The organism is Serratia ficaria, assembly GCF_900187015.1.
Lineage (GTDB): Bacteria > Pseudomonadota > Gammaproteobacteria > Enterobacterales > Enterobacteriaceae > Serratia > Serratia ficaria.
In genome coordinates, this window is record NZ_LT906479.1 from 2,112,472 (window position 1) to 2,132,496 (window position 20,025).

The 20,025-nt window shown below is 56.3% G+C and carries 19 protein-coding genes; 16 read left to right on the plus strand and 3 right to left on the minus strand.

The window, feature by feature from the left end:
* Positions 1-27 precede the first annotated feature (27 nt).
* Entirely contained in the window at positions 28-870 is an 843-nt protein-coding gene (locus tag CKW09_RS10020; RefSeq protein ID WP_061799065.1) for a class I fructose-bisphosphate aldolase, read from the minus strand.
* 503 nt (positions 871-1,373) lie between these two features.
* On the opposite strand from CKW09_RS10020, the gene CKW09_RS10025 reads away from it, so the two are divergent.
* The 4 genes from CKW09_RS10025 to CKW09_RS10040 all read left to right on the plus strand — a co-directional run bounded on the left by CKW09_RS10025 (position 1,374) and on the right by CKW09_RS10040 (position 5,907).
* On the plus strand, positions 1,374-2,303 hold the full coding sequence (locus tag CKW09_RS10025; RefSeq protein WP_061799066.1) for a sugar ABC transporter substrate-binding protein: 930 nt from the start codon (positions 1,374-1,376) through the stop codon (positions 2,301-2,303).
* Positions 2,304-2,382: 79 nt separating this feature from the next.
* Positions 2,383-3,867, plus strand: coding sequence for a sugar ABC transporter ATP-binding protein (locus tag CKW09_RS10030; RefSeq protein WP_061799068.1), 1,485 nt, complete (start codon positions 2,383-2,385; stop codon positions 3,865-3,867).
* Positions 3,868-3,882: 15 nt separating this feature from the next.
* Positions 3,883-4,923: an ABC transporter permease gene (locus tag CKW09_RS10035; RefSeq protein WP_061799141.1), complete on the plus strand. Its 1,041-nt coding sequence runs from the start codon at positions 3,883-3,885 to the stop codon at positions 4,921-4,923.
* Positions 4,924-4,986: 63 nt separating this feature from the next.
* Positions 4,987-5,907 (plus strand): sugar ABC transporter substrate-binding protein, encoded by a 921-nt coding sequence (locus CKW09_RS10040; protein WP_061799143.1) that lies wholly within the window; start codon positions 4,987-4,989, stop codon positions 5,905-5,907.
* 42 nt (positions 5,908-5,949) lie between these two features.
* On the opposite strand, the gene metQ is transcribed toward CKW09_RS10040, so the two are convergent.
* Positions 5,950-6,765 carry a methionine ABC transporter substrate-binding lipoprotein MetQ gene (gene metQ / locus CKW09_RS10045; protein ID WP_061799070.1) on the minus strand — a complete coding sequence of 272 codons (816 nt, stop codon included), beginning with the start codon at positions 6,763-6,765 and terminating at the stop codon, positions 5,950-5,952.
* A gap of 259 nt (positions 6,766-7,024) precedes the next feature.
* Here metQ and CKW09_RS10050 point away from each other — a divergent pair, with 259 nt between their 5' ends.
* The 12 genes from CKW09_RS10050 to hutU all read left to right on the plus strand — a co-directional run bounded on the left by CKW09_RS10050 (position 7,025) and on the right by hutU (position 18,948).
* Positions 7,025-7,543, plus strand: a complete 519-nt coding sequence (locus CKW09_RS10050) for a hypothetical protein (protein WP_061799071.1) — start codon at positions 7,025-7,027, stop codon at positions 7,541-7,543.
* Between the two features lie 147 nt (positions 7,544-7,690).
* Positions 7,691-8,116, plus strand: coding sequence for a universal stress protein (locus CKW09_RS10055; RefSeq protein ID WP_061799073.1), 426 nt, complete (start codon positions 7,691-7,693; stop codon positions 8,114-8,116).
* 67 nt (positions 8,117-8,183) lie between these two features.
* Positions 8,184-8,498, plus strand: coding sequence for an ArsR/SmtB family transcription factor (locus CKW09_RS10060; protein ID WP_061799074.1), 315 nt, complete (start codon positions 8,184-8,186; stop codon positions 8,496-8,498).
* Positions 8,495-8,812 (plus strand): SRPBCC family protein, encoded by a 318-nt coding sequence (locus CKW09_RS10065; RefSeq protein WP_061799076.1) that lies wholly within the window; start codon positions 8,495-8,497, stop codon positions 8,810-8,812. Before CKW09_RS10060 ends, CKW09_RS10065 begins: the two co-directional genes overlap by 4 nt.
* A 43-nt stretch (positions 8,813-8,855) precedes the next feature.
* Positions 8,856-9,449 carry an ATP-dependent Clp protease proteolytic subunit gene (locus tag CKW09_RS10070; protein WP_061799078.1) on the plus strand — a complete coding sequence of 198 codons (594 nt, stop codon included), beginning with the start codon at positions 8,856-8,858 and terminating at the stop codon, positions 9,447-9,449.
* Positions 9,450-10,514: 1,065 nt separating this feature from the next.
* Positions 10,515-11,591, plus strand: coding sequence for an LLM class flavin-dependent oxidoreductase (locus CKW09_RS10075; RefSeq protein ID WP_061799080.1), 1,077 nt, complete (start codon positions 10,515-10,517; stop codon positions 11,589-11,591).
* A gap of 55 nt (positions 11,592-11,646) precedes the next feature.
* On the plus strand, positions 11,647-12,249 hold the full coding sequence (locus CKW09_RS10080; protein ID WP_061799145.1) for an isochorismatase family protein: 603 nt from the start codon (positions 11,647-11,649) through the stop codon (positions 12,247-12,249).
* Complete coding sequence (trpD, locus tag CKW09_RS10085) at positions 12,246-13,334, plus strand: anthranilate phosphoribosyltransferase (protein ID WP_061799081.1); 1,089 nt, start codon at positions 12,246-12,248, stop codon at positions 13,332-13,334. The genes CKW09_RS10080 and trpD overlap by 4 nt, the downstream gene beginning before the upstream one ends.
* Complete coding sequence (gene trpF / locus CKW09_RS10090; RefSeq protein ID WP_095097033.1) at positions 13,294-14,514, plus strand: phosphoribosylanthranilate isomerase; 1,221 nt, start codon at positions 13,294-13,296, stop codon at positions 14,512-14,514. The genes trpD and trpF overlap by 41 nt, the downstream gene beginning before the upstream one ends.
* Positions 14,515-14,532: 18 nt before the next feature.
* A complete protein-coding gene (locus CKW09_RS10095; RefSeq protein WP_061799146.1) occupies positions 14,533-15,765 on the plus strand; it encodes an MFS transporter in 1,233 nt (410 codons plus the stop codon).
* A 9-nt stretch (positions 15,766-15,774) separates the two neighbouring features.
* The gene (locus CKW09_RS10100) at positions 15,775-17,214 is read left to right on the plus strand and encodes a UbiD family decarboxylase (RefSeq protein WP_083950384.1); all 1,440 of its coding nucleotides are present in this window, start codon (positions 15,775-15,777) and stop codon (positions 17,212-17,214) included.
* A gap of 39 nt (positions 17,215-17,253) precedes the next feature.
* Positions 17,254-18,948, plus strand: a complete 1,695-nt coding sequence (gene hutU, locus CKW09_RS10105; RefSeq protein WP_095097036.1) for a urocanate hydratase — start codon at positions 17,254-17,256, stop codon at positions 18,946-18,948.
* A gap of 235 nt (positions 18,949-19,183) precedes the next feature.
* Here hutU and CKW09_RS10110 read toward each other — a convergent pair whose 3' ends face one another.
* On the minus strand, positions 19,184-19,981 hold the full coding sequence (locus tag CKW09_RS10110; RefSeq protein WP_061799085.1) for a class II aldolase/adducin family protein: 798 nt from the start codon (positions 19,979-19,981) through the stop codon (positions 19,184-19,186).
* Positions 19,982-20,025: the final 44 nt, after the last annotated feature.

Below are 20,025 nucleotides of genomic sequence, written 5' to 3' on the forward strand. Positions count from 1 at the left end.
AGGGGTTATTTTAGTTACAAAAGCGGGTCAGGGTTGGTTATAGATTGCCAGCGCCTGCTGGCCGCTGGCGCCCTGATGGACGATCGCCATCAGCGCGCTGACCACCCGCGACGGATGGCTGTGCTGGTAAACGTTGCGGCCGTAGACCATGCCGGAGGCCCCCTGGGCCATCAGCGCGGCGGATTTTTCCAGCACCGGCCCCAGTTCCCCTTTACCGCCGCCGCGCACCAGCGTAGGGCAGCGCGCCGCTTCCACCACGCGATGAAAGTCTTCCACGCGCTCGGTCGGGTCGGCCTTGATGATGTCGGCGCCCAGTTCGCGCGCCAGCCGCACCAGCGGCACCATTTTTTCCACGTCGCCCAGCGACCCATAGGCGGCGCCCTGGCCGGCAGGCGCCATCACCAGCGGCTCGATCATCAGCGGCATGGCGTATTTATCGCAGGCGTGGCGCAGGCGGCCGATATTTTCCACGCACTGGCGAAAGATGCCCGGTTCGTCGGGGATGTGGTACAGATTGACCACCACCGCGGCGGCGTCCATCTGCAGCGCCGCCAGAATTGGCGCATCCGGGTTGTGCAGCACCGCCCACATTTCGCGATGGCGCACGGCGTTGTAGGCGTTGCCGACGTCGGTGCGCATCACCAACGCCGGTTTCTCGCGCTGCGGCGCGCGCTGCAGCAGATCCGCCTGGCCGTAGTTGACCTGAATGGCGTCGGGGCGCGCGGCGATCAGGTCGCCCATCACCCGTTCGATATCTTCCAGCCCGATTAAAAAATCCGGTTCGTTGGCGATGCCGTGATCGATCGCCACATCCAGACATTTGCCGTTATTAAACAGCCGGTTCATCCGCACCTTACCGCTGAGCTGCATGCCAGTTCCTCCTGAAAATTGGGATACCTCCAGTATTGCCGAGTAAGCATGGGCATGAAATGCGGAAACCGCAAACTGCGGGCGCGCTCGCAGTTTGCGCATCGGCCGCCGACCGTTGAATGCACCAAATGCGTGCCCTTCTCTGACCGCTTTTGCGCCATTTGTTAGATCCGTGTCATGTTTTTGTTAATCGGTCATTCCAAAACGCATGTTTCGCTTGTTTGAGTTAAAAAGTTTCAATAATCTCAATTATGAAATAAACATTTAATAATGATGCGAAGGCGTAAGTTATGACGCCAAAGGTTTATTTCAATTGATTGTTTTTAATCTGTTTTGAGACATCGATCAAAATTTTGCACACCGCCTGAATACGGTAAAAAACCGGTAATTCCGCCGTATCAAAGGGATAACACCGACCGGATTGTTGTTTGAATGTAAAAAATATTTTTCATTAGCGGTCAAATCAACAGACCTCTCATTCTAACGATTAAAGGGTAAAGAACATGAAGCTGAAGAAACTGATCGTCACCTCGGTATTGATGTGCATGTTGCCGGCCAGCGTTTTAGCCAAAGACATCAAGATCGGCGTTTCCATGGCTTACTTCGATGACAACTTCCTCACCATTCTACGCCAGTCGATGCAGAACAAAATGAAGGCCGACGGTAACGTCAGCGGCCAGTTTGAAGACGCCAAGGGCGATATCGCCCAGCAGATCCAGCAGATTGAAAACTTCGTCAGCCAGGGCGTGGACGCCATCATCCTCAACCCGGTGGATACCCAGGGCGTCAAGCCGATGATCAAGCTGGCCGAAAACGCCAAGATCCCGCTGGTGTTCGTCAACCGTCGGCCGGAAGTCACGCTGCCGGCCGGCATGGCCTACGTGGGATCCGACTCCAAGCTGGCCGGCAAGCTGCAGATGGAAGAGCTGGCCAAGCTGATGAACGGCAAGGGCAACGTGATGATCCTGATGGGCGAATTGTCCAGCGAGGCCACCCGAGACCGCACCCGCGGCGTGGAGGAGGTGGCGGCCAAATACCCGGGCATCAAGATTATCGACAAACAGACCGCCAAGTTCTTCCGTAAAGAGGCAGTGGATGTGACTACCGACTGGATCCTGTCCGGGCAGCAGATCGACGCCATCGCTTCCAACAACGACGAAATGGCCATCGGCGCGATCCTGGCGCTGAAGCAGGCCAAAAAATCCGGCGTGCTGGTGGCCGGGGTCGACGGCACCCCGGACGCGCTGGAATTCATCAAGAAGGGCGATCTGGCGCTGAGCGTATTTCAGGACGCCAAGGGCCAGGGCGAAGGCGCGGTGCAAACCGCCATTCAGCTGGTGAAAGGCGAGAAGGTGGAAAGCAGCGTGCTGATCCCGTATCAGCTGATCACCAAGGCCAACTACCAGGAGTTCGCCGACAAGAACAGAAAGTAAGCGTTAAGGCATGCCGCGGTTGTCGCCCTTGGGCGGCTGCCGCGGCAGGAAAGCATTAATGAGTGCGGAGGTTATCAGTATGTACCCTTATGTTCTTGAGGCCGAAGGCATCAGCAAGCAGTTTCCCGGCGTCAAAGCGCTGGATAAGGTCTCGATTAAAATCAAACCCGGCAGCGTGCACGCGTTGATGGGCGAAAACGGCGCCGGTAAATCGACGCTGATGAAATGTCTGATCGGCATTTATCATCCGGATGAAGGCGCCATCAAAATAAAAGGCCAGCCGGTCACCTTCAGCGATACGCTGCAGGCGCTGCATTCGGGCATTTCGATGATCCACCAGGAGCTTAACCTGGTGCCTTACATGACGGTGGCGGAAAACATTTGGCTGGGGCGAGAGCCCGCCAGGCTCGGCTTCGTCAACCACGACGAGTTGAACAACCAGACCCGCGAGCTGCTGGCGCGGCTGAACATCAAGCTGAAGCCCGAGACTTTGGTCGGCGATCTGAGCATCGCCAATCAGCAAATGGTGGAGATCGCCAAGGCGGTGTCCTACAACGCCGACGTGCTGATTATGGATGAGCCGACTTCGGCGCTGACCGAGGGCGAGGTGGTACACCTGTTCGCCATCATTCGCGAACTGCGCGAGCAGGGTAAAGGCATCATCTACATCAGCCACAAGATGGACGAGATCTTCGCCATCACCGACGAGGTGAGCATCTTCCGCGACGGCGCCTTTATCGCCTGCGATAAAACCGAAAACCTGACCAAGCAGTCGCTGATCACCATGATGGTGGGCCGCGAACTGACGCAGATGTTTCCCAAATTCAACAACAACATCGGCGAAGAAGTGCTGCGGGTGGAGGGGCTGCGCCGCAGCGACTGGTTCCACGATGTTTCGTTCAGCGTCAAGCGCGGTGAAATTCTGGGCGTCGCCGGGCTGGTGGGCGCCGGCCGCAGCGAGGTGATGGAAAGCCTGTTCGGCATGCACCCGGCGGACGGCGGCGACATTTTCATCGAAGGCAAGGCGGTGAAGGTGGATTCCCCGGCCAAGGCGATCGAAAACGGCCTGGCGTTCCTCACCGAGGATCGCAAGAAATCCGGCCTGTTCCTGGTGCTGTCGGTGGTCGAGAACATGAGCATCGTCAACCTGTCGGAATATATCGGCAAGAACGGTTTCGTCAGCCATGTGCAGATGGCCAAGGACTGCATGGAGCAGATCAAGAAGCTCAACATCAAGACGCCCACCATGGATCAGATCATCAACAACCTCAGCGGCGGCAACCAGCAGAAGGTGTTGATCGCCCGCTGGCTGCTGGCGCAGCCGAAAATCCTGATCCTCGACGAGCCGACGCGCGGCATCGACGTGGGGGCCAAGGCGGAAATTTATCGCTTGATCAGCGAGCTGGCCAACCGGGGCGTGGCCATCATTCTGGTTTCATCCGAACTGCCGGAGATCCTCGGCATGAGCGATCGGGTGATGGTGATGCACGGCGGTCGCATCACCGGCATTTTGGACAAAGATGACGCGGACCAGGAAAAGATCCTGGCGCTGGCCTCTGAATAACGAAAGGTGAACATCATGAGTAACGTAAAGATTGAGAAGCCGCTCACCTCCGGTTCGGCGGGCAAGGGAGCGCTGTTTTCCGGCCTGAGCGGCAAGATGCCGAAAGACACCGGCATTTTCATCGTGATGATCGGCATTGCGCTGATTTTCGAAATTCTCGGCTGGTACATTCGCGATCAGTCGTTCCTGATGAACCCGAACCGCCTGCTGCTGATCGTGCTGCAGGTGGCGATTATCGGCATCATCGCGGTGGGGGTGACCCAGGTCATCATCACCACCGGCATCGATCTGTCGTCCGGTTCGTTGATTGCACTCACCGCGGTGGTGGCGGCCAGCCTGGCGCAGACCTCCGACAGCATCTCGCCGATGTATCCGGGGCTGCTCGACCTGCCGGCGGCGATCCCGATCGGCGCCGGCATCGGGGTGGGCATCGTCTGCGGCTTCGTGAACGGCTTCCTGATCACCCGCACCGGCATTCCGCCGTTTATCGCCACGCTGGGCATGATGGTATCGGCGCGCGGCCTGGCGCAGTACTACACCAAGGGCAACCCGGTCAGCTTCCTGTCGGACGGCTTCACCTCGATCGGCCAGGGCGCGATGCCGGTGATCATCTTCCTGGTGATTGCGGTGATCTTCCATATTGCGCTGAAACACACCCGCTACGGCAAGTACATCTACGCCATCGGCGGCAACATGACCTCGGCGCGGGTGTCCGGCATCAACGTCAACAAATACCTGGTGACGGTCTACACCATCGCCGGCGGCCTGGCCGGCCTGGCGGGCGTGGTGCTGGCGGCGCGCGTCAGCAGCGGCCAGTCGAGCATGGGGATGTCCTATGAGCTGGACGCCATCGCCGCGGCGGTGATCGGCGGCAGCAGCCTGATGGGCGGCGTCGGGCGCATTACCGGCACGCTGATCGGCGCGGTGATCCTCGGGCTGATCAAGAGCGGTTTTACCTTTATCGGCGTCGATTCCTACATTCAGGACATCATCAAAGGCATCATCATCGTGGCCGCGGTGGCTATCGACATGCGCCGCAACCGCAAGAAACACTGATTGCCGTGAATTGCCGCCGGCGTCGTTTGGCCGGCGGTTTTTTTTTACCTCGGGGAAATCATCATGAAATACGTGAAAAAGATGGTGCTGGCTGCGGTGCTGTGCTGTTCCACTTCGGCGCTGGCGGACACCATCGGCGTGTCGATGGCCTATTTCGACCAGAATTTTCTGACCATCATCCGCCAGTCGATCGATAAAGAAGCCAAGGCGCGCGGCATCAGCGTGCAGTTCGAAGATGCGCGCGGCGACGTCGGCCGGCAAACCGACCAGGTGCAGAGCTTCATCAGCGCCGGGGTGGACGCGATCATCGTCGATCCGGTCAACTCGGCCAGCACGCCGATGATGACCAAAATGGTCCGGGCCGCCGGCATTCCGCTGGTGTACGTGAACCGCACCCCGGGCGACAAGGCATTGCCCCCGGGCGTGGTGTTCGTCGGTTCGGACGAGCGGGAGTCCGGCACCCTGCAGATGGAAGCGCTGGCGCGCCTGGCCAATTACCAGGGCAACGTGGCCGTCATGATCGGCAACCTGACCGACGCCGGCGCGCTGCAGCGCACCAAAGACGTGGAGCAGGTGGTGGCCAGATACCCGAAAATGAAGCTGGTGCAGAAGCAAAGCGCCAACTATTCGCGCAGCGAAGGCATGGATCTGATGATGAACTGGATCACCAACGGTGAAGCTATCGACATCGTCGCCGCCAATAACGACGAAATGGCGATTGGCGCGATTATGGCGCTGCAGCAGGCCGGAAAAAAAGACCGCAAGGTGCTGATCGGCGGCATCGACGCCACGCCGGACGGCCTGAAGGCGCTGGCCTCCGGCAAGATGCAGGTAACGGTATTCCAGGACGCCGTCGGCCAGGGCCGGGCCTCGGTCGAGGTGGCGCAGCGGATGATCAGGGGCGAAAAGCTGGAGCCGTATTACTGGATCCCGTTCGAGCTGGTGACGCCGGCCAATATGCAGCAGTACGCGGCGAAGCAGTGAGGGGGAGAGGGCGCTGCGTGGCGGCGCCCTGATTGAAATGAATCACCAGCCCTTTACCGCGTCGCCTTTGTAGATTTCGGCGGCGCTGGCGGCCACCTCATCGGTTTGATAGGCCTTGACCAGGTTCTTCACCTTGTCGCTGTCCTGATTGTCGATGCGGCTGGCGAAAATGTTGACGTACGGCGAGTTTTTATCCTCGACGAACAGCCCGTCCCGGGCCGGCGACAGGCCGATCTGGCTGGAATAGTTGGTGTTGATGATCGCCAGCGTCACCTGTTTGTCATCCAGCGCGCGCGGCAGCTGCGGCGCTTCGATCTCGACTATCTTCAGCTTCTTGGGGTTACTGACGATATCCAGCGCGGTCGGCAGCAGCCCGACGCCGGCCTTCAGCTTAATCAGCCCCTGTTTTTGCAGCAGCAGCAGCGAGCGGCCAAGGTTGGTGGGGTCGTTCGGCACCGCCACCTGGGCGCCGTCCGGCAGCTGGCCGATCGCGCTGATCTTCTTCGAGTAACCGGCGATCGGGTAAACGAAGGTGTTGCCGACCGCCGCCAGCTTATAGCCGCGTTCCTGCATTTGTTTCTCCAGGTACGGGCGGTGCTGGAAGGCGTTGATGTCCAGATCGCCATTGTTCAGCGCTTCGTTGGGCAGTACGTAGTCGTTGAAGGTCACCACCTCCACGTCCAGATCGTACTGCCGTTTGGCGACCTTTTGCACCACCGCCCACAGCGATTGATCGATGCCGGCGCTGATGCCGACCTTGATATGGTGCTGGTCCTGCGCCGCCGGGCCGCAGGCGGTCAGCAGCAGCGTGCCGGCGGCGGCCAGCGAGAGGGCGAGTTTTTTCAGCGTAAATGTCATCTTCCCAGAGTCCTTGTCAACATTGTCTGCTGATTGCAGCAGGCAGAATAGTGGCTGTGACTCTAGGTAATCGCTTGGCTAAAATAAAATACTGATTCACTATGATTAATAGCGATTTGCTATGAGCGGCGGCGGCGCCGCGACAAGCGCCCCCTTTGTGCCCTGGCGGTCAGTTTGTTTTGACGGCGGTTCGGCTGGCTTATTATGATAGCCGCAGGCCCGCGAGGGCAGACTGGGCACTGAACGAAGGATAAAGACAATGCGATTGAACACTTGGAGCAAGGCACTGCTGCCGCTGGTGGTTTTGGCCTGCGTGTCGGCGACTCAGGTCCGTGCGGCGGAAGGCGACACCGGCCCGATCCCCAAACAGCTGCTGGGCAACTGGCGCGTCAGCAAGATAGTGCCGACCCAGACCGTCGGCTGCTGGGATCAACAACAGGCGCAAAGCCTGATCGGCGGCAAGATCAACTACAAGGCGGACGGCTTCAGCTGGAACGACACCGCGTTGAAGAGCGAGGGCGCCACCCTCAGCACCGTTGAGGCGCAGGAGTTTGTCGAAGACAACTCCGGCAGCAGTTCTTACATCGATTTCCCGATGCTTGGCATCAGCACGCCGTCGGTGCAGCGGGTCACCATCCAGCATGCCGACGTCACCATCAAGGGCATCACCGATCAGGGCACCGAAGGCGTGCCCGGCGACAACGTGATGCTGAAGGACGCCAATACGCTGATCCTGTCGCTGTGCAACGTCTGGTTTGAAGTGCAGCGCGAACGTTAATCCCGCACCAGGCCCCGGCAACGGGGCTTTTTCCCGCCGTGATATCCCGCCCGAACCGCGCGTTTGTGAACTAAAATTAACCATAACGATATCGCCGCTGCGATACCGGAGCCTCGGCTCTCTACCGAGTCCATGACAGGAGGCGCTATGAGCTACAAACATATTGTGGTCGCCACGGACCTGAGCGATGACGGCAAACGGCTGGTGGAAAAAGGCGCGCTGCTGGCCGAGGCGCTGCAGGCCAAGCTTTCATTGATCTACGTGGATGTGCATTACGATACCTACCATGCGGCGATCGGCTTCTCGGAGCGAAGCTACGACGGCGTGCCGCTGGAAGAGAAAATCAAAAAAGAGCTGGAACCCACCACCCAAAACGTCAATTACCCGATCGCGGAAGTGATTATCGGGCGCGGCGGTTTTGTGGTTGAGCTGGAGCAGGCGGTGGCGGAGAAGGGCATCGATCTGCTGGTGTTCGGCCATCATCACGACCTGTGGAGCAACCTGTTTTCCTCCACCCGCAACGCCATCAACCAGCTGAATATCGATGTCCTGGTGATCCCGATCAAATCGTAATGCCTAAGCCGCGTCGCCGCGCGGCTTTTTATTGGCGCAATACATTAGTATGTACTAATGTCTAATCATGAACGAAAACGATATCTTCAAGGCGCTGGCCGATCCCACCCGCCGCCGCATCTTCGATAAGCTGGCCGCCGGCGGCATGAACGCCAGCGCGCTGCGCGAGGGCATGCCGATCGGTCAATCGGCGATGTCGCAACACCTGGCGGTGCTGCGCAATGCCGGGCTGGTGCAAGAGCGGCGGCAGGGGCGCTTCGTCAATTATCAGGTTGACCCCGCGGGGCTGGCGCAAATCACCCAATGGCTGGCGAAATACCGCGCCTATTGGCCAGAGCGCATCGAGGCGCTGCAAACCCTGCTGCAGGAGTTGGATCAATGAAAAAGGCCGATGACCGGCAATTGGTGCTCGAATATCCGCTGGATGCGCCGCCGGAGAAAGTCTGGCGGGCGCTCAGCATTCCCGAATTGCGCGAGCGGTGGTTGCCGGGGCGCGCGCTGGCGGACGTTGAACCGCTGGATGCCACGCCGGGCGAGCGGATCCGCTATCGGATGCGCGACGACCAGCCGCCGTTTCTGGAAAGCGTGGTGACGCTGCAGATCCTGCCCGATACCGCCGGCGGCAGCCTGCTGCGCATTATCCATCAGCTGGACGCCGCCAACGACGGCCTGAACGTCATGATGCTCGCCGCCTGACGCCGTAGACCCATTTCTTTTGTGCCAACCCAGGAGTTCACCAATGCGTGAAAAGATGCTGCTCGTCCCTATGGTGGTGGAACGGACCAGCCGGGGAGAACGTTCCTACGACATTTACTCGCGGCTGCTGCGCGATCGCATCGTTTTCCTCAACGGTGAGGTGAACGACGAGATCGCCGAAATGCTGTGCGCGCAGCTGCTGTTTCTTGAGGCGGAAAACCCCGAGCGGCCGATCAATCTGTACATCAACTCGCCCGGCGGGGCGATCACCAGCGGTTTCGCCATTTACGACACCATGCAGTACATCAACGCGCCGGTGCATACGCTGTGCATGGGCACCGCGCGCTCGATGGGATCCTTCCTGCTGATGGCCGGCGCGGCGGGCCATCGCATGGCGCTGCCCAACGCCAGCCTGCACGTGCACCAGCCGCTGGGCGGCTTTCAGGGCCAGGCGTCGGATATTTTAATCCACGCCGAAGAGATGAAGCGCACCAAGCATAGGGTGATCGGCCTGTACGCCGAGCACTGCGGCCGCCGCTACGAGGAGGTAGAACGCGCGCTGGACAGGGACCGCTTTATGACCGCCGACGAGGCGGTGGAATGGGGGCTGGTGGACCGGGTGCTGCGGGCGCGGTGAACGCAGCAACCGATTACCGGTAGGTGAGCGCCGTTGAGTTTACCCAACCATACTGACCGGCGCATTCACCGGTGATGATGGAGATTTCTTTCCATTCGGCATTACCGATGTTCATTGCCGTGCTTTTACCCGTCAATGTGACCCGTGTGCCGTCGATAAGCTGGCAAATGTGTTCGTTTGGTCCGACAGGCTATCCAAATTGGGGGGCACCGGGCGCTTCAACACTAATTGAGGTGCCTTTTCTCCCGGTGTGTTAGTGATGGTGATATTGCCGCTATTATTTCCAATGGTGGTATTAGCGTTGCCACTCACGGACTGTCTGAGTGTTTCAGTTGAAGATAAAAATGCAGAATAATCGGCTAGTATGCCATCGATGATTGTAGCGATGTCAGTGAAGGGATATGGTTTTTTTCTCAAGATATTCGCTACAGGAAGCTATTTTTTGTCATGCTCGCTAAGCATATCTGTGTTTCTCTAATGAATGAAAAATAATTGAAAATAATGGTTATTATTTTTTTGTTAATGACTGTGGTGATAATTTATTCTTACTATCTATGGTTATAAATGATCATAGATAAAATCCTTATACGTGACGTTACCTTGGACGTGAATAAAGTTACGTTTAATTTCATACAGCATTCGATAGGTTTCTCTGTGGCGGGGGCTCCCCCAGAGCGTTTTATTTTATGTTGATTAACAATGTAATGGACTTTGCCTTTCTCTTTTCTCACTTGCTTTTCATTCCGCGTAATTAAGAAATAACATCCGATTTTTGCCTTTCTTGCGCGTGTTGTAAACTTGTTATTGATCACAAATCAAACAATTCACTATTGCTTGTATCTTGTATATACAATTATATGTGTAAAAGAAATAAACGATAAATAATAGTCTGAAATCCGCTGAATTATATGTTTCTGGCAATTACTCGATGCGTATGGTTATCAATTTTTATTTTAAAATTATTTATTTAAATTGTTTTTGTAGGCATTGAATTCACAGTGTGAATGTTAATTTAGCCTTTCTTACGGGCTAATTAGTGTTGTCCACCCAAGGAGAGAATCGATCATGAAGCTTGGCGCATTTTTAATGCCGGCACATCCACGTTATCGCTCATTACACGACGGCCACTATCACGATCTGGATACTCTGCAGTATCTGGATAGGAGCGGCTTCGATGAGGCCTGGATTGGTGAACACTACATGATGCCTGCAGAGCCGTGCCCATCGCCGGATTTGCTCATTGCCCAAGCCATTTTGCTGACAAAGAAAATTAAGCTGGCAACTGGTGCGTTTATGCTGCCATTTCACCATCCTGCCGAACTGGCTCATCGCATCTGTTGGTTGGATCATATTTCTAACGGTCGACTGATGGTCGGCATTGGCGCCAGCGGAACGACGTTGGATTTGGAAATGTTCAATATTGACCACAAGGCAGGTGTACATAGGGAAATGACCGCTGAGTCGATCGAAATCATGACGCGATTTTGGAATAGCCCCGGGCCGTTTGAGTATCGCGGTAAGTACTGGACCGTACGACGCCCGGCGGACCAAATGGACAAGTGCTCCGGATACCATCTTAAACCGCACCAATCCCCCCATCCACCCATAGGCGTAACAGGCCTTTCTGCTTCTTCGGCGACGTTGAAAATTGCCGGTCGTAACGGCTGGATCCCAATCAGTTTTTGCTTCACGCCGCAATACCTCCATACCCACTGGCAGGTCGTCGAAGAGGGGGCGGCTCTCAGCGGGCGGGTGACGCCTTCCAGGGATATGTGGCGCGTTAGCCGACCGATCGTGGTTGCCGAGACGGATACGCAAGCATGGAAGCTTGCCGTTGAAGGCGAAATGGGGCGTTATTTCCGCGAAGACTATCTGCCGATGATTGCCGGTAACAATGCACTAGGGCTATTCAAACACCATCCAGACGTAGCCGACAGCGAAGTCACCGTCGAATACTGCGCAAAACACTGCTGGCTCCTCGGTTCACAGGCGACTGTACGCGAACGTATTGAAGAAATGCAGTCGTTGTCTGGTGGTTTTGGCGTACTGCACGTCATGGGATTCGATCATTTGGAGGAATTATTGCCTATACGGGATAGCTACCGCGCTTTGCAGGAAATTGTTGCTACGCACTTTGCGTAAGCGGGGGTAAGAGGTGAGAACACCGATGTCATTACGGCGCTTTATGGAGGGAGCCATGCAACGACAAACTCAAGGTTGTGGCCACCGCGCAGCCATTCTGGTGATTGATATGCAGCATGACTTTTTGGATGCGGATGCTCCCATCCCCTGTTCTGGGGGACTGGATATCGTTGAGTCCCTACATATGTTGCTGGATTTTGCCCGGGGCGAAGGTATTTCGGTGATCTACACCCAAGAGGCTCATCGCACCAGCCGCGTGGATTTTGGTCGAGAGCTTGATTACGGCGAGACGTTGCATTGCCTTGAGGGCACGCAAGGCGTCGATATTATTCCCCAACTTTGCCCTCAGAACGGCGATCTGGTGCTGATCAAACGCCGGTATAGCGCGTTCTTCGCTACCGATTTGGACCTGCTTCTGCGCGGGCTTGGCGTTGATACTTTAGTGCTGACTGGTGTGGCCACCGATGTCTGCGTACGTGCTACTGCACAGGATGCAATGCAATTGGACTATCACGTAGTCGTACCGCGCGAATGTGTAGCAGGCACCAATCTTGAGCGGCATGACGCTGCACTTGAGAACATTAATTATGTATTCGGGAAGGTACAAGACTTAGTCGAAGTCATTGACGTTTTGCGCATGCGCGAGGCGGTGGAATGATTGAGAAAAATATCGTCAATCCTGATACCGAGCTGTTCGGGAGCGTCATGCGCACCCTGGTCGAAAAACGTGCCAGTCTGAGCCGAAAGCAGACCCGTGATCTGGTTCTGGCTATGCTGGAGCAACGGCTCGACCCCTTACATATTGGCGCTCTGCTTACCGCCATGGCCATGAAAGGAGAGGTGCCCGACGAAATTGCCGGTGCTGTAGATGCTATTGCCGCGCGCCATCCACCTTTGGCGATTGAAGTGCCTCGAGCGTTGAACATTGGTGGCACAGGTGGCGATCGGGCGGGCACCTTCAATATTTCCACGACGGCTTCTTTGGTCGTTGCCGCTGCCGGAGTACCCGTGGTCAAACACGGCAATAGCCGCGTGACTAGTGCCAGCGGTAGCAGCGACATGATCACCGCTCTGGGGATCGACGTTGTTCGCAGTAGCGATGAAGCCTCGATACGTTTAACGCTGAAAACAAGCAATTTCGCATTTATCTCCACTTCGACTTGCTACGTATTTCCAGAAACTCTGACCGCCGTGCGTCGAGCGCTGGGCATCCGCAGTCTTTTTAATCTGGCTGGGCCGTTGGCACATCCCGTTGACGTCACACATCAGCTTATTGGGGTTGCTCAGGGTTCACTGTTGGAACCTATGGCCGACACGCTGATGCGGATGGGGGGCATCACGGCTTTTGTCGTACATGGCGCTGGCGGTATAGACGAAGTCAGTTGCGTAGGTGAAACCCAGATCCTGAGCGTTAGCGGCGGTTCCATCCGCAGATTTTCTGTACGGCCAGAGGATTTTGGGGTCGTTCCCTGTGAACTGCGGGCACTGCGTGGAGGTTCTCCAGAGAACAATGCCCGGATTTGTGAGGCTGTATTGAATGGCGAATCAGGGGCTTACAGGGAAGCAACGATAGTTGTCGCCGGAGCCGCCTTGGTATTGGCCGGCCAGGCGGATTCATTCAGCGAAGCGGCGGCGCTTGCGCGACAAGCGTTGGATAGCGGGCGGGCTTGCCAGGTACTTAAACGATTCAAGGAGACGATGTATGAGATCACGTGTAAAGGTCTGCGGCATCACACATCATGAGGATGCTCTGGCGGCATTGGCGGCGGGCGCTGATGCTTTGGGTTTCATTTTCTCGCCGAGCCCGCGTCAGATATCACCGGATGATGCTCGCTCTATCATTGCACGTCTTCCACCGTTCAGTTACGTGGTCGGCGTGTTCGTCAATGAAACCAGCGAACGGGTGCAAAGCGTCATCCGTTATTGCGGTCTGTCGGCAATCCAACTTCAGGGGGATGAGAGTAACGCGTATTGCCAGCTGTTTGAGGTGCCGGTTATTAAAGGTTTTCGCGTCGCCAATACCTTGGCGCTGGAACGGATAAACGAATATCAGGTGAGCGCTTATCTGCTGGACACATGGGATGAGGGGCTGGACGGAGGAAGCGGGCAATCGTTCGATTGGCGTCTGCTGCAAAACATAACATTTTCCCGCCCCGTGATTGTGGCGGGCGGACTTCATGCGGGTAATGTCAGACACCTCATTCGGCATTACTCTCCATCCGCCATTGATGTCAGCTCAGGGGTATCGCAGTCTGAGCGACGTAAAGACCCTGTACGGCTCCGTGTTTTTCTGGACGCCGTTGCCGATGCTCGGCAAAACCGCGCTGCGGCGGCTTTCGACGTTAACGAAGGGGATATCCTCAAAGCGTCTTTTGATCGGCAACCGTTGGTGGCAATCCAGGGACGGCAATTCCTTCTGAATTCTCTGACGGAACAAGTACCGGCTACATCAGCAGAACTATTGCGAGAGGCCGCTCGGCGGGTATGCGAGGCTGCGCGGTTTCCTATGGGCACCAAACTGGTTGGTGAAGAAGATAAGGGGGGCGGTCTGCTGGCCGCGGTTTCTCTGCTCTCGGGCATGCCTTATGGTATCGCACGTTGGTATCCCTCCGGTCTGGAAGGACAGGTGCGGGTTGATTTCGACTGTGAATACACCGACGGGAGCCTCTTCTTGAACGGCGTAGAGCCTGGCGACAAAGTCTATATTGTGGACGATCTTATCAGTACCGGGGGGACGCTGCTTGGGTTGATCGAGGCGGTACGGCTGGCCGGAGCCGAAGTATCAGGCATTGTTTGCGTTGCGGAAAAGATTAATTACGGCGGTTCTGAGCGTGTTTTGAAAGCGACAGGTATTCCGGTGACATCGCTCGTTGAAGTGGATGTAAGCGGTGAGTTCTCGGTTGTCGTTGGCGTTAACTATTGAATGGAAAAGGAAGCCATTATGAAAAATGCACGGCAATTTCGCGGTTGGTACATGGTGGGGGCCGTGCACATTCTGCTGGCTCTGATCTTTGGCGCAGCTTATTCGTTCGGCGCATTCTTTACTGCTCTTCAGAGCAACTTCGAAGCAGGACGTTTCTCCACGGCGTCGATATTCTCGCTGACGGCGTTGATCTACTACCTGGTTGGGGTGTTTTCTGGCGCATGGAGCGATCGCACCTCGGTTCGAACGGTGACCAGCGTCGGGATCCTCCTGCTATCGTTGGGTTTTGGGGCCAGTAGCCTGTTGTCGTCATCGCTTATGCCATTCCTGATTGCGTTCTGTGTCCTGGTTGGGTTGGGGGTCGGTCTGGTTTATGTACCGGCTATCTCGACCATACAGCGCTGGTTCATCATTCACCGCAGTTCGGCTTCCGGTCTGGCGCTGGCCGGAACCGGCCTGGGCACTCTTGTGGGGCCGGTGGTCGCGGGGGTGTTGATGCAGCACTTATCTTGGCAAAGCACCATGCAGATTTACGCCGGGGCTATTGCACTGCTGGGGCTGGCCGCCGCTGCCTGCTTGCAAGGCCAGCCCGAGGATGTGGGGCAGTACCCCGATGGCATACGTCCTGTTGAAATAGCCTACGAGCAGGCGCGGCCGCTCAACAACAGCGTGACATTGCGAGAGGCGATACGGCGGGCGCAGTTCTGGTGGTTTTTTACGGCGATTTTCTTTGGTTCAATCGGGTTGTTCCTCGCTTTGGTTCACATCAATCCCTATGCGCAACAGCAGGGGCTGGACGTTACGCAGGCCAACCTGTTGATAGGCCTGATCGGCGTAGGCAATATCGGTGGTCGCCTGGTTCTTGGACGCATCGGCGACCGAATGGGCGCCCAGCGTTTCCTGATCGTCGTCACTATTAGCCTCGCAGTACTGTGTGGTCTGTGGGGCATGGCGCATAGCTTTACTGCGTTGGTCGTCTTCGCTTTGTTGTTTGGCGCGGCAAACGGGGGCTGCATTGCACTGTACCCGGCAGTGGTCAGCACTTGGTTCGGCACGCGCAATCTGGGCGCTATCCTGGGTGCTCTGTATGTCGCCGTAGGTCTCGCGGCCGTAGCCGGGGGCAGCGTTGCCGGTTTGCTGTATGACCTATATCAGAGCTACATGCTGTCTATCGTTCTTGCTGGTGTTTCGGCGCTGCTGTCCGTGGCCGGTATCATATTGGCCGCCCGTTTCGCTCCACAAGCAGAGTAAGGGGGATGCATGCCCAGCATTTACGATTTGCGTTCAGCCTTGAAGTTACTGAGCCAGGTTGAAGGAGAAATGACTTTAATAGAACGCCCCATTTCTCCGGACATTGAGTTGGTAGAAGACTTTCTCGCCGAGAGTCGCCAAAGCGGCGGGATTGCTGATGAACAGCCCCTGCGGGTATATCAGCAACCGACACGGGGGAAATTCCCGGTATTGATGGGCGTATTTGGCACGCGCCGGCGGTGCCGCTTGTTTCTGGACCCCTCCGGTTGTCAACCGCCGGAACTTTCGGAAGCTCAACTTTTGCTGCAGGCTGCGAGCGCCCCTATAGGCCCCAGAGTGCTGGAGAGGCCGCGTTTATCGCGTACGGTGAATAAATCTAACAATATTCTGGCCGCTTTACCGGCATTACGCTATGCGTTGGACGACCCTGGGCCAACGGTGACGCTTGGATTGATATACGCGCACGATAGGCGCACCGGCATCGCTAACTGCTCTTATCATCGGATAGCTTTCAAGGGTAATTCTGCTGTCGTTGGTATCGACTCGCATGGCCACCTGCAGACAATGCTTGCTGCCCATGTGTCGCGCGGAGAATCTCTGCCGATATCCATTAACATCGGATTGGATCCTGCAGTTTACCTCGCCTCCGCGTTGACTCGCCCCTGTATTGCGTACGGGTGCGACGAGTTGGGTATCGCTGGTGCCATTCGCGGCAGGCCCGTGGATATTGCGCCGTGTCACGCCAACGAAGGGGGGTATATCGATCATGCCGAACTTGTCATAGAGGGAACACTGGGGGCAGAAAGGGAACCGGAGTCTGCGATGACGTCAGGTTTTTCCATCCCTGAATACTTGGGTTATCGCTCGCAATGTGGCATGGCGGCAACGCTACGCATCCAGGTACTGACCCACAGACCCAATCCGGTATACCAGACGCTATCGGGACCTGGGTTCGAGCAGTCTATCCTGCTGGGCTTGGGGCAAGAATGCTCGATATTGGCCAGGTTGCGGGTTGGGGAACACGCCAGATTGGTGCGTAACGTGGTGGCATTGCCTTCGGGGGGCGGGCATCTCCTTACGGTATTACAAGTGGCTAAACGCGATGTCCGAGACGATCGGCTCGTCGTTGAGGTAGCGAAGATGCTGTTTGAGGAAGTGCCATCCCTCAAAAATTTGTTACTGGTGGATGAAGATGTCGATCCCTATTCGGTGAATGATGTTCTTTGGGCTCTGTGTACCCGAGCACGCCTAGATCTGGATATTCATGTCAGCGCTTTGTTTCCCGCTAATCCGCTCGACCCCACGCAATCTCGTTTCTATGACGAGCGGGAGTCGGATAGCCGCATCAGAAAATGCGTTGTCGATTGTACGGTTCCTTATAGCCAACGACGACGTTTTAAACGGGCGTTTGATTTGAGCGGTACGCCCACTCATCTGCCTGTCAGATAGGCGGGAACCCCATGTATGCCGTGTATTAGGAGATAATCCATGACTCAGACTATTGATCCACGCCTCGATCCAACCCGAGACATTCGCGCGCCGCGCGGCAATCAATTGAACTGTAAGAACTGGCCGATCGAAGCCGCGTATCGCATGCTTCAGAACAATCTGGATCCTGAGGTTGCTGAGAACCCGCAGGCACTGGTGGTCTACGGCGGTATTGGCCGTGCCGCGCGTAACTGGCAATGTTATGACCAGATCCTGAATTCGCTCAAGGACCTCAATGAGGATGAAACCTTGTTGATACAGTCCGGCAAGCCGGTCGGCGTGTTTAAGACCCATTCGGATGCCCCCAGAGTGCTGATTGCCAATTCCAATCTGGTGCCGCAATGGGCTAACTGGGAGCATTTTAGCGAACTCGATCGTAAAGGTTTGTTCATGTACGGCCAAATGACCGCTGGCAGTTGGATCTATATCGGTAGCCAGGGCATCGTTCAGGGGACTTTCGAGACTTTTGCGGAAGCAGGCCGCCAGCACTATGGTGGAAAACTGGCGGGGCGCTGGATCCTCACTGCCGGATTGGGAGGGATGGGGGGAGCGCAACCGCTGGCAGCTACGCTGGCCGGCGCAGCGTCATTGAATATCGAATGCCAGCAGAGCAGTCTGGATTTTCGTCTGCGGACCCATTATCTGGATAAACAGGCTAAGGACTTGGATGAAGCACTGGCCTTGATCAAGGAACATACTGATGCTGGGCAGGCGGTGTCGATCGGTTTGCTTGGCAATGCCGCAGAAGTGCTACCTGAGTTGGTCAGACGTGCCCACGCGGGGGAGATTAAACCTGACTTGGTTACCGATCAGACCTCTGCTCACGATCTTGTCCATGGCTACCTGCCGGTAGGCTGGAGCGTTGCGCAGTGGAAGGCCGCTCAGCATGATCCGTCGCAACATGCTGAATTGACGGACGCGGCAGCTAAAAGCTGTGCTTCTCATGTGCGTGCTATTCTGGACTTCGTGGAGATGGGGGTACCGGCCGTTGACTATGGAAATAACATCCGTCAGGTAGCCTATGACAGGGGCGTGGAAAACGCCTTCGATTTTCCCGGTTTTGTTCCGGCTTATATCCGCCCTCTGTTCTGTCAGGGTAAAGGGCCGTTCCGTTGGGTAGCTTTGTCGGGCGATCCCGAAGATATCTATAAAACCGATGCAAAGGTCAAGGCGCTGTTTCCTGAAAACCAACATATCCACCGTTGGCTGGATATGGCGCGTACACGTATCGCCTTCCAGGGACTGCCGGCGCGTATTTGTTGGCTGGGATTGGGGGAGCGGCATGTGGCGGGGCTGGCTTTCAATGAAATGGTACGCAAAGGAGAACTCAAAGCGCCGGTCGTTATTGGGCGCGATCATCTGGATACTGGCTCGGTGGCCAGCCCTAATCGCGAGACTGAAGCTATGAAAGATGGTTCCGATGCGGTTTCCGACTGGCCATTACTCAATGCGATGCTGAATACTGCCGGAGGTGCTTCTTGGGTTAGTCTGCATCATGGGGGAGGGGTGGGTATGGGGTATTCACAGCATTCAGGCATGGTTATCGTCTGCGACGGTAGTGAAGAGGCAGACAAACGCCTGGCGCGTGTGCTGGTTAACGACTGCGGTTCTGGCGTAATGCGACATGCCGATGCCGGCTACGAGCAAGCCATTGCCATGGCGAAGAAGTTCGGGTTGAAGCTGCCTATGCTTTAAGAAACTGTAGAGAAGCGCTCGGAGTGTATGATCATTCATAAAAAATCCACGCTGGGCGTGAATTTTTTACCGCAAGAACAACCGCTGCGATTTAAATGTTAAACGATGATACGGTCAGCAAAAACCCGTAACTACTACTTTTGGCAGGAAAAACAAGTCACGGTCTTTTCATACTTGCCGCGCCCTTGCATGGCAAAACGATATCGGGGCGCGAGCCGTTAACCTCGATAACAGGTTACTGGTTAAAGCGGGATAAACCACTGGCTTCCAGCTGGCGGATGGCCGCCGCCCAGTGTTTTTGCGTGATTTCATCCGAGCCGCCGCGAAAACGAACAGACTGCGCCTTGACCTTTTCGATCGCGGCCGGCGGCGCGTAGTGCAAGTTGTCCCGTCCGCCGGCGAGCGCCGCCACCTGAATGTTGCAGGCGCGCTCCAAACCGTGCAGTTCGCGGAACGCGTGCTCGATGCTTACGCCGCCGGCCAGCAAACCGTGGTTGCGCAAAATCATCACGTTGCTGTGGCCCAGATCGTCGACCAACCGTTCCTGCTCATCCAGATCAAGCGCAACGCCTTCGTATTCGTGATAGGTAATACGCGAATAATAAGCCAGCGCATGTTGCGACAGCGGCAACAGGCCGTCTTTTTGCGCCGATACCGCCGCGCCGTCTTTGGTGTGGGTGTGCAGCACGGCTTTCAGATCGGGCCGGGCGCGGTGTATGGCGCTGTGGATCACAAAGCCGGCCCGGTTGATGCCGAACCCGGTCGGGTCGGCGAGAATGTTGCCGTCCAAATCGATTTTCACCAGGTTGGAGGCGGTGATTTCACTGAACAACAGGCCGTAGGCGTTAATCAGGAAATGCTCTTCCGCACCCGGTACGCGCACCGAGAAATGGGTATAAATATGATCGGTCCAGTTATACAGGGCAGCCAACCGATAGGCAGCGGCCAGCTTGACGCGCTCCTGCCACTCTTCCTGGCTGACGCCGTTTTTTACCTCGCCGGCATTGGCGGTAGGGGTAGATACCAAAGACATAACAACTCCCGTTAATGGTGGTTTGATAAGTGTCGGCAGCGATG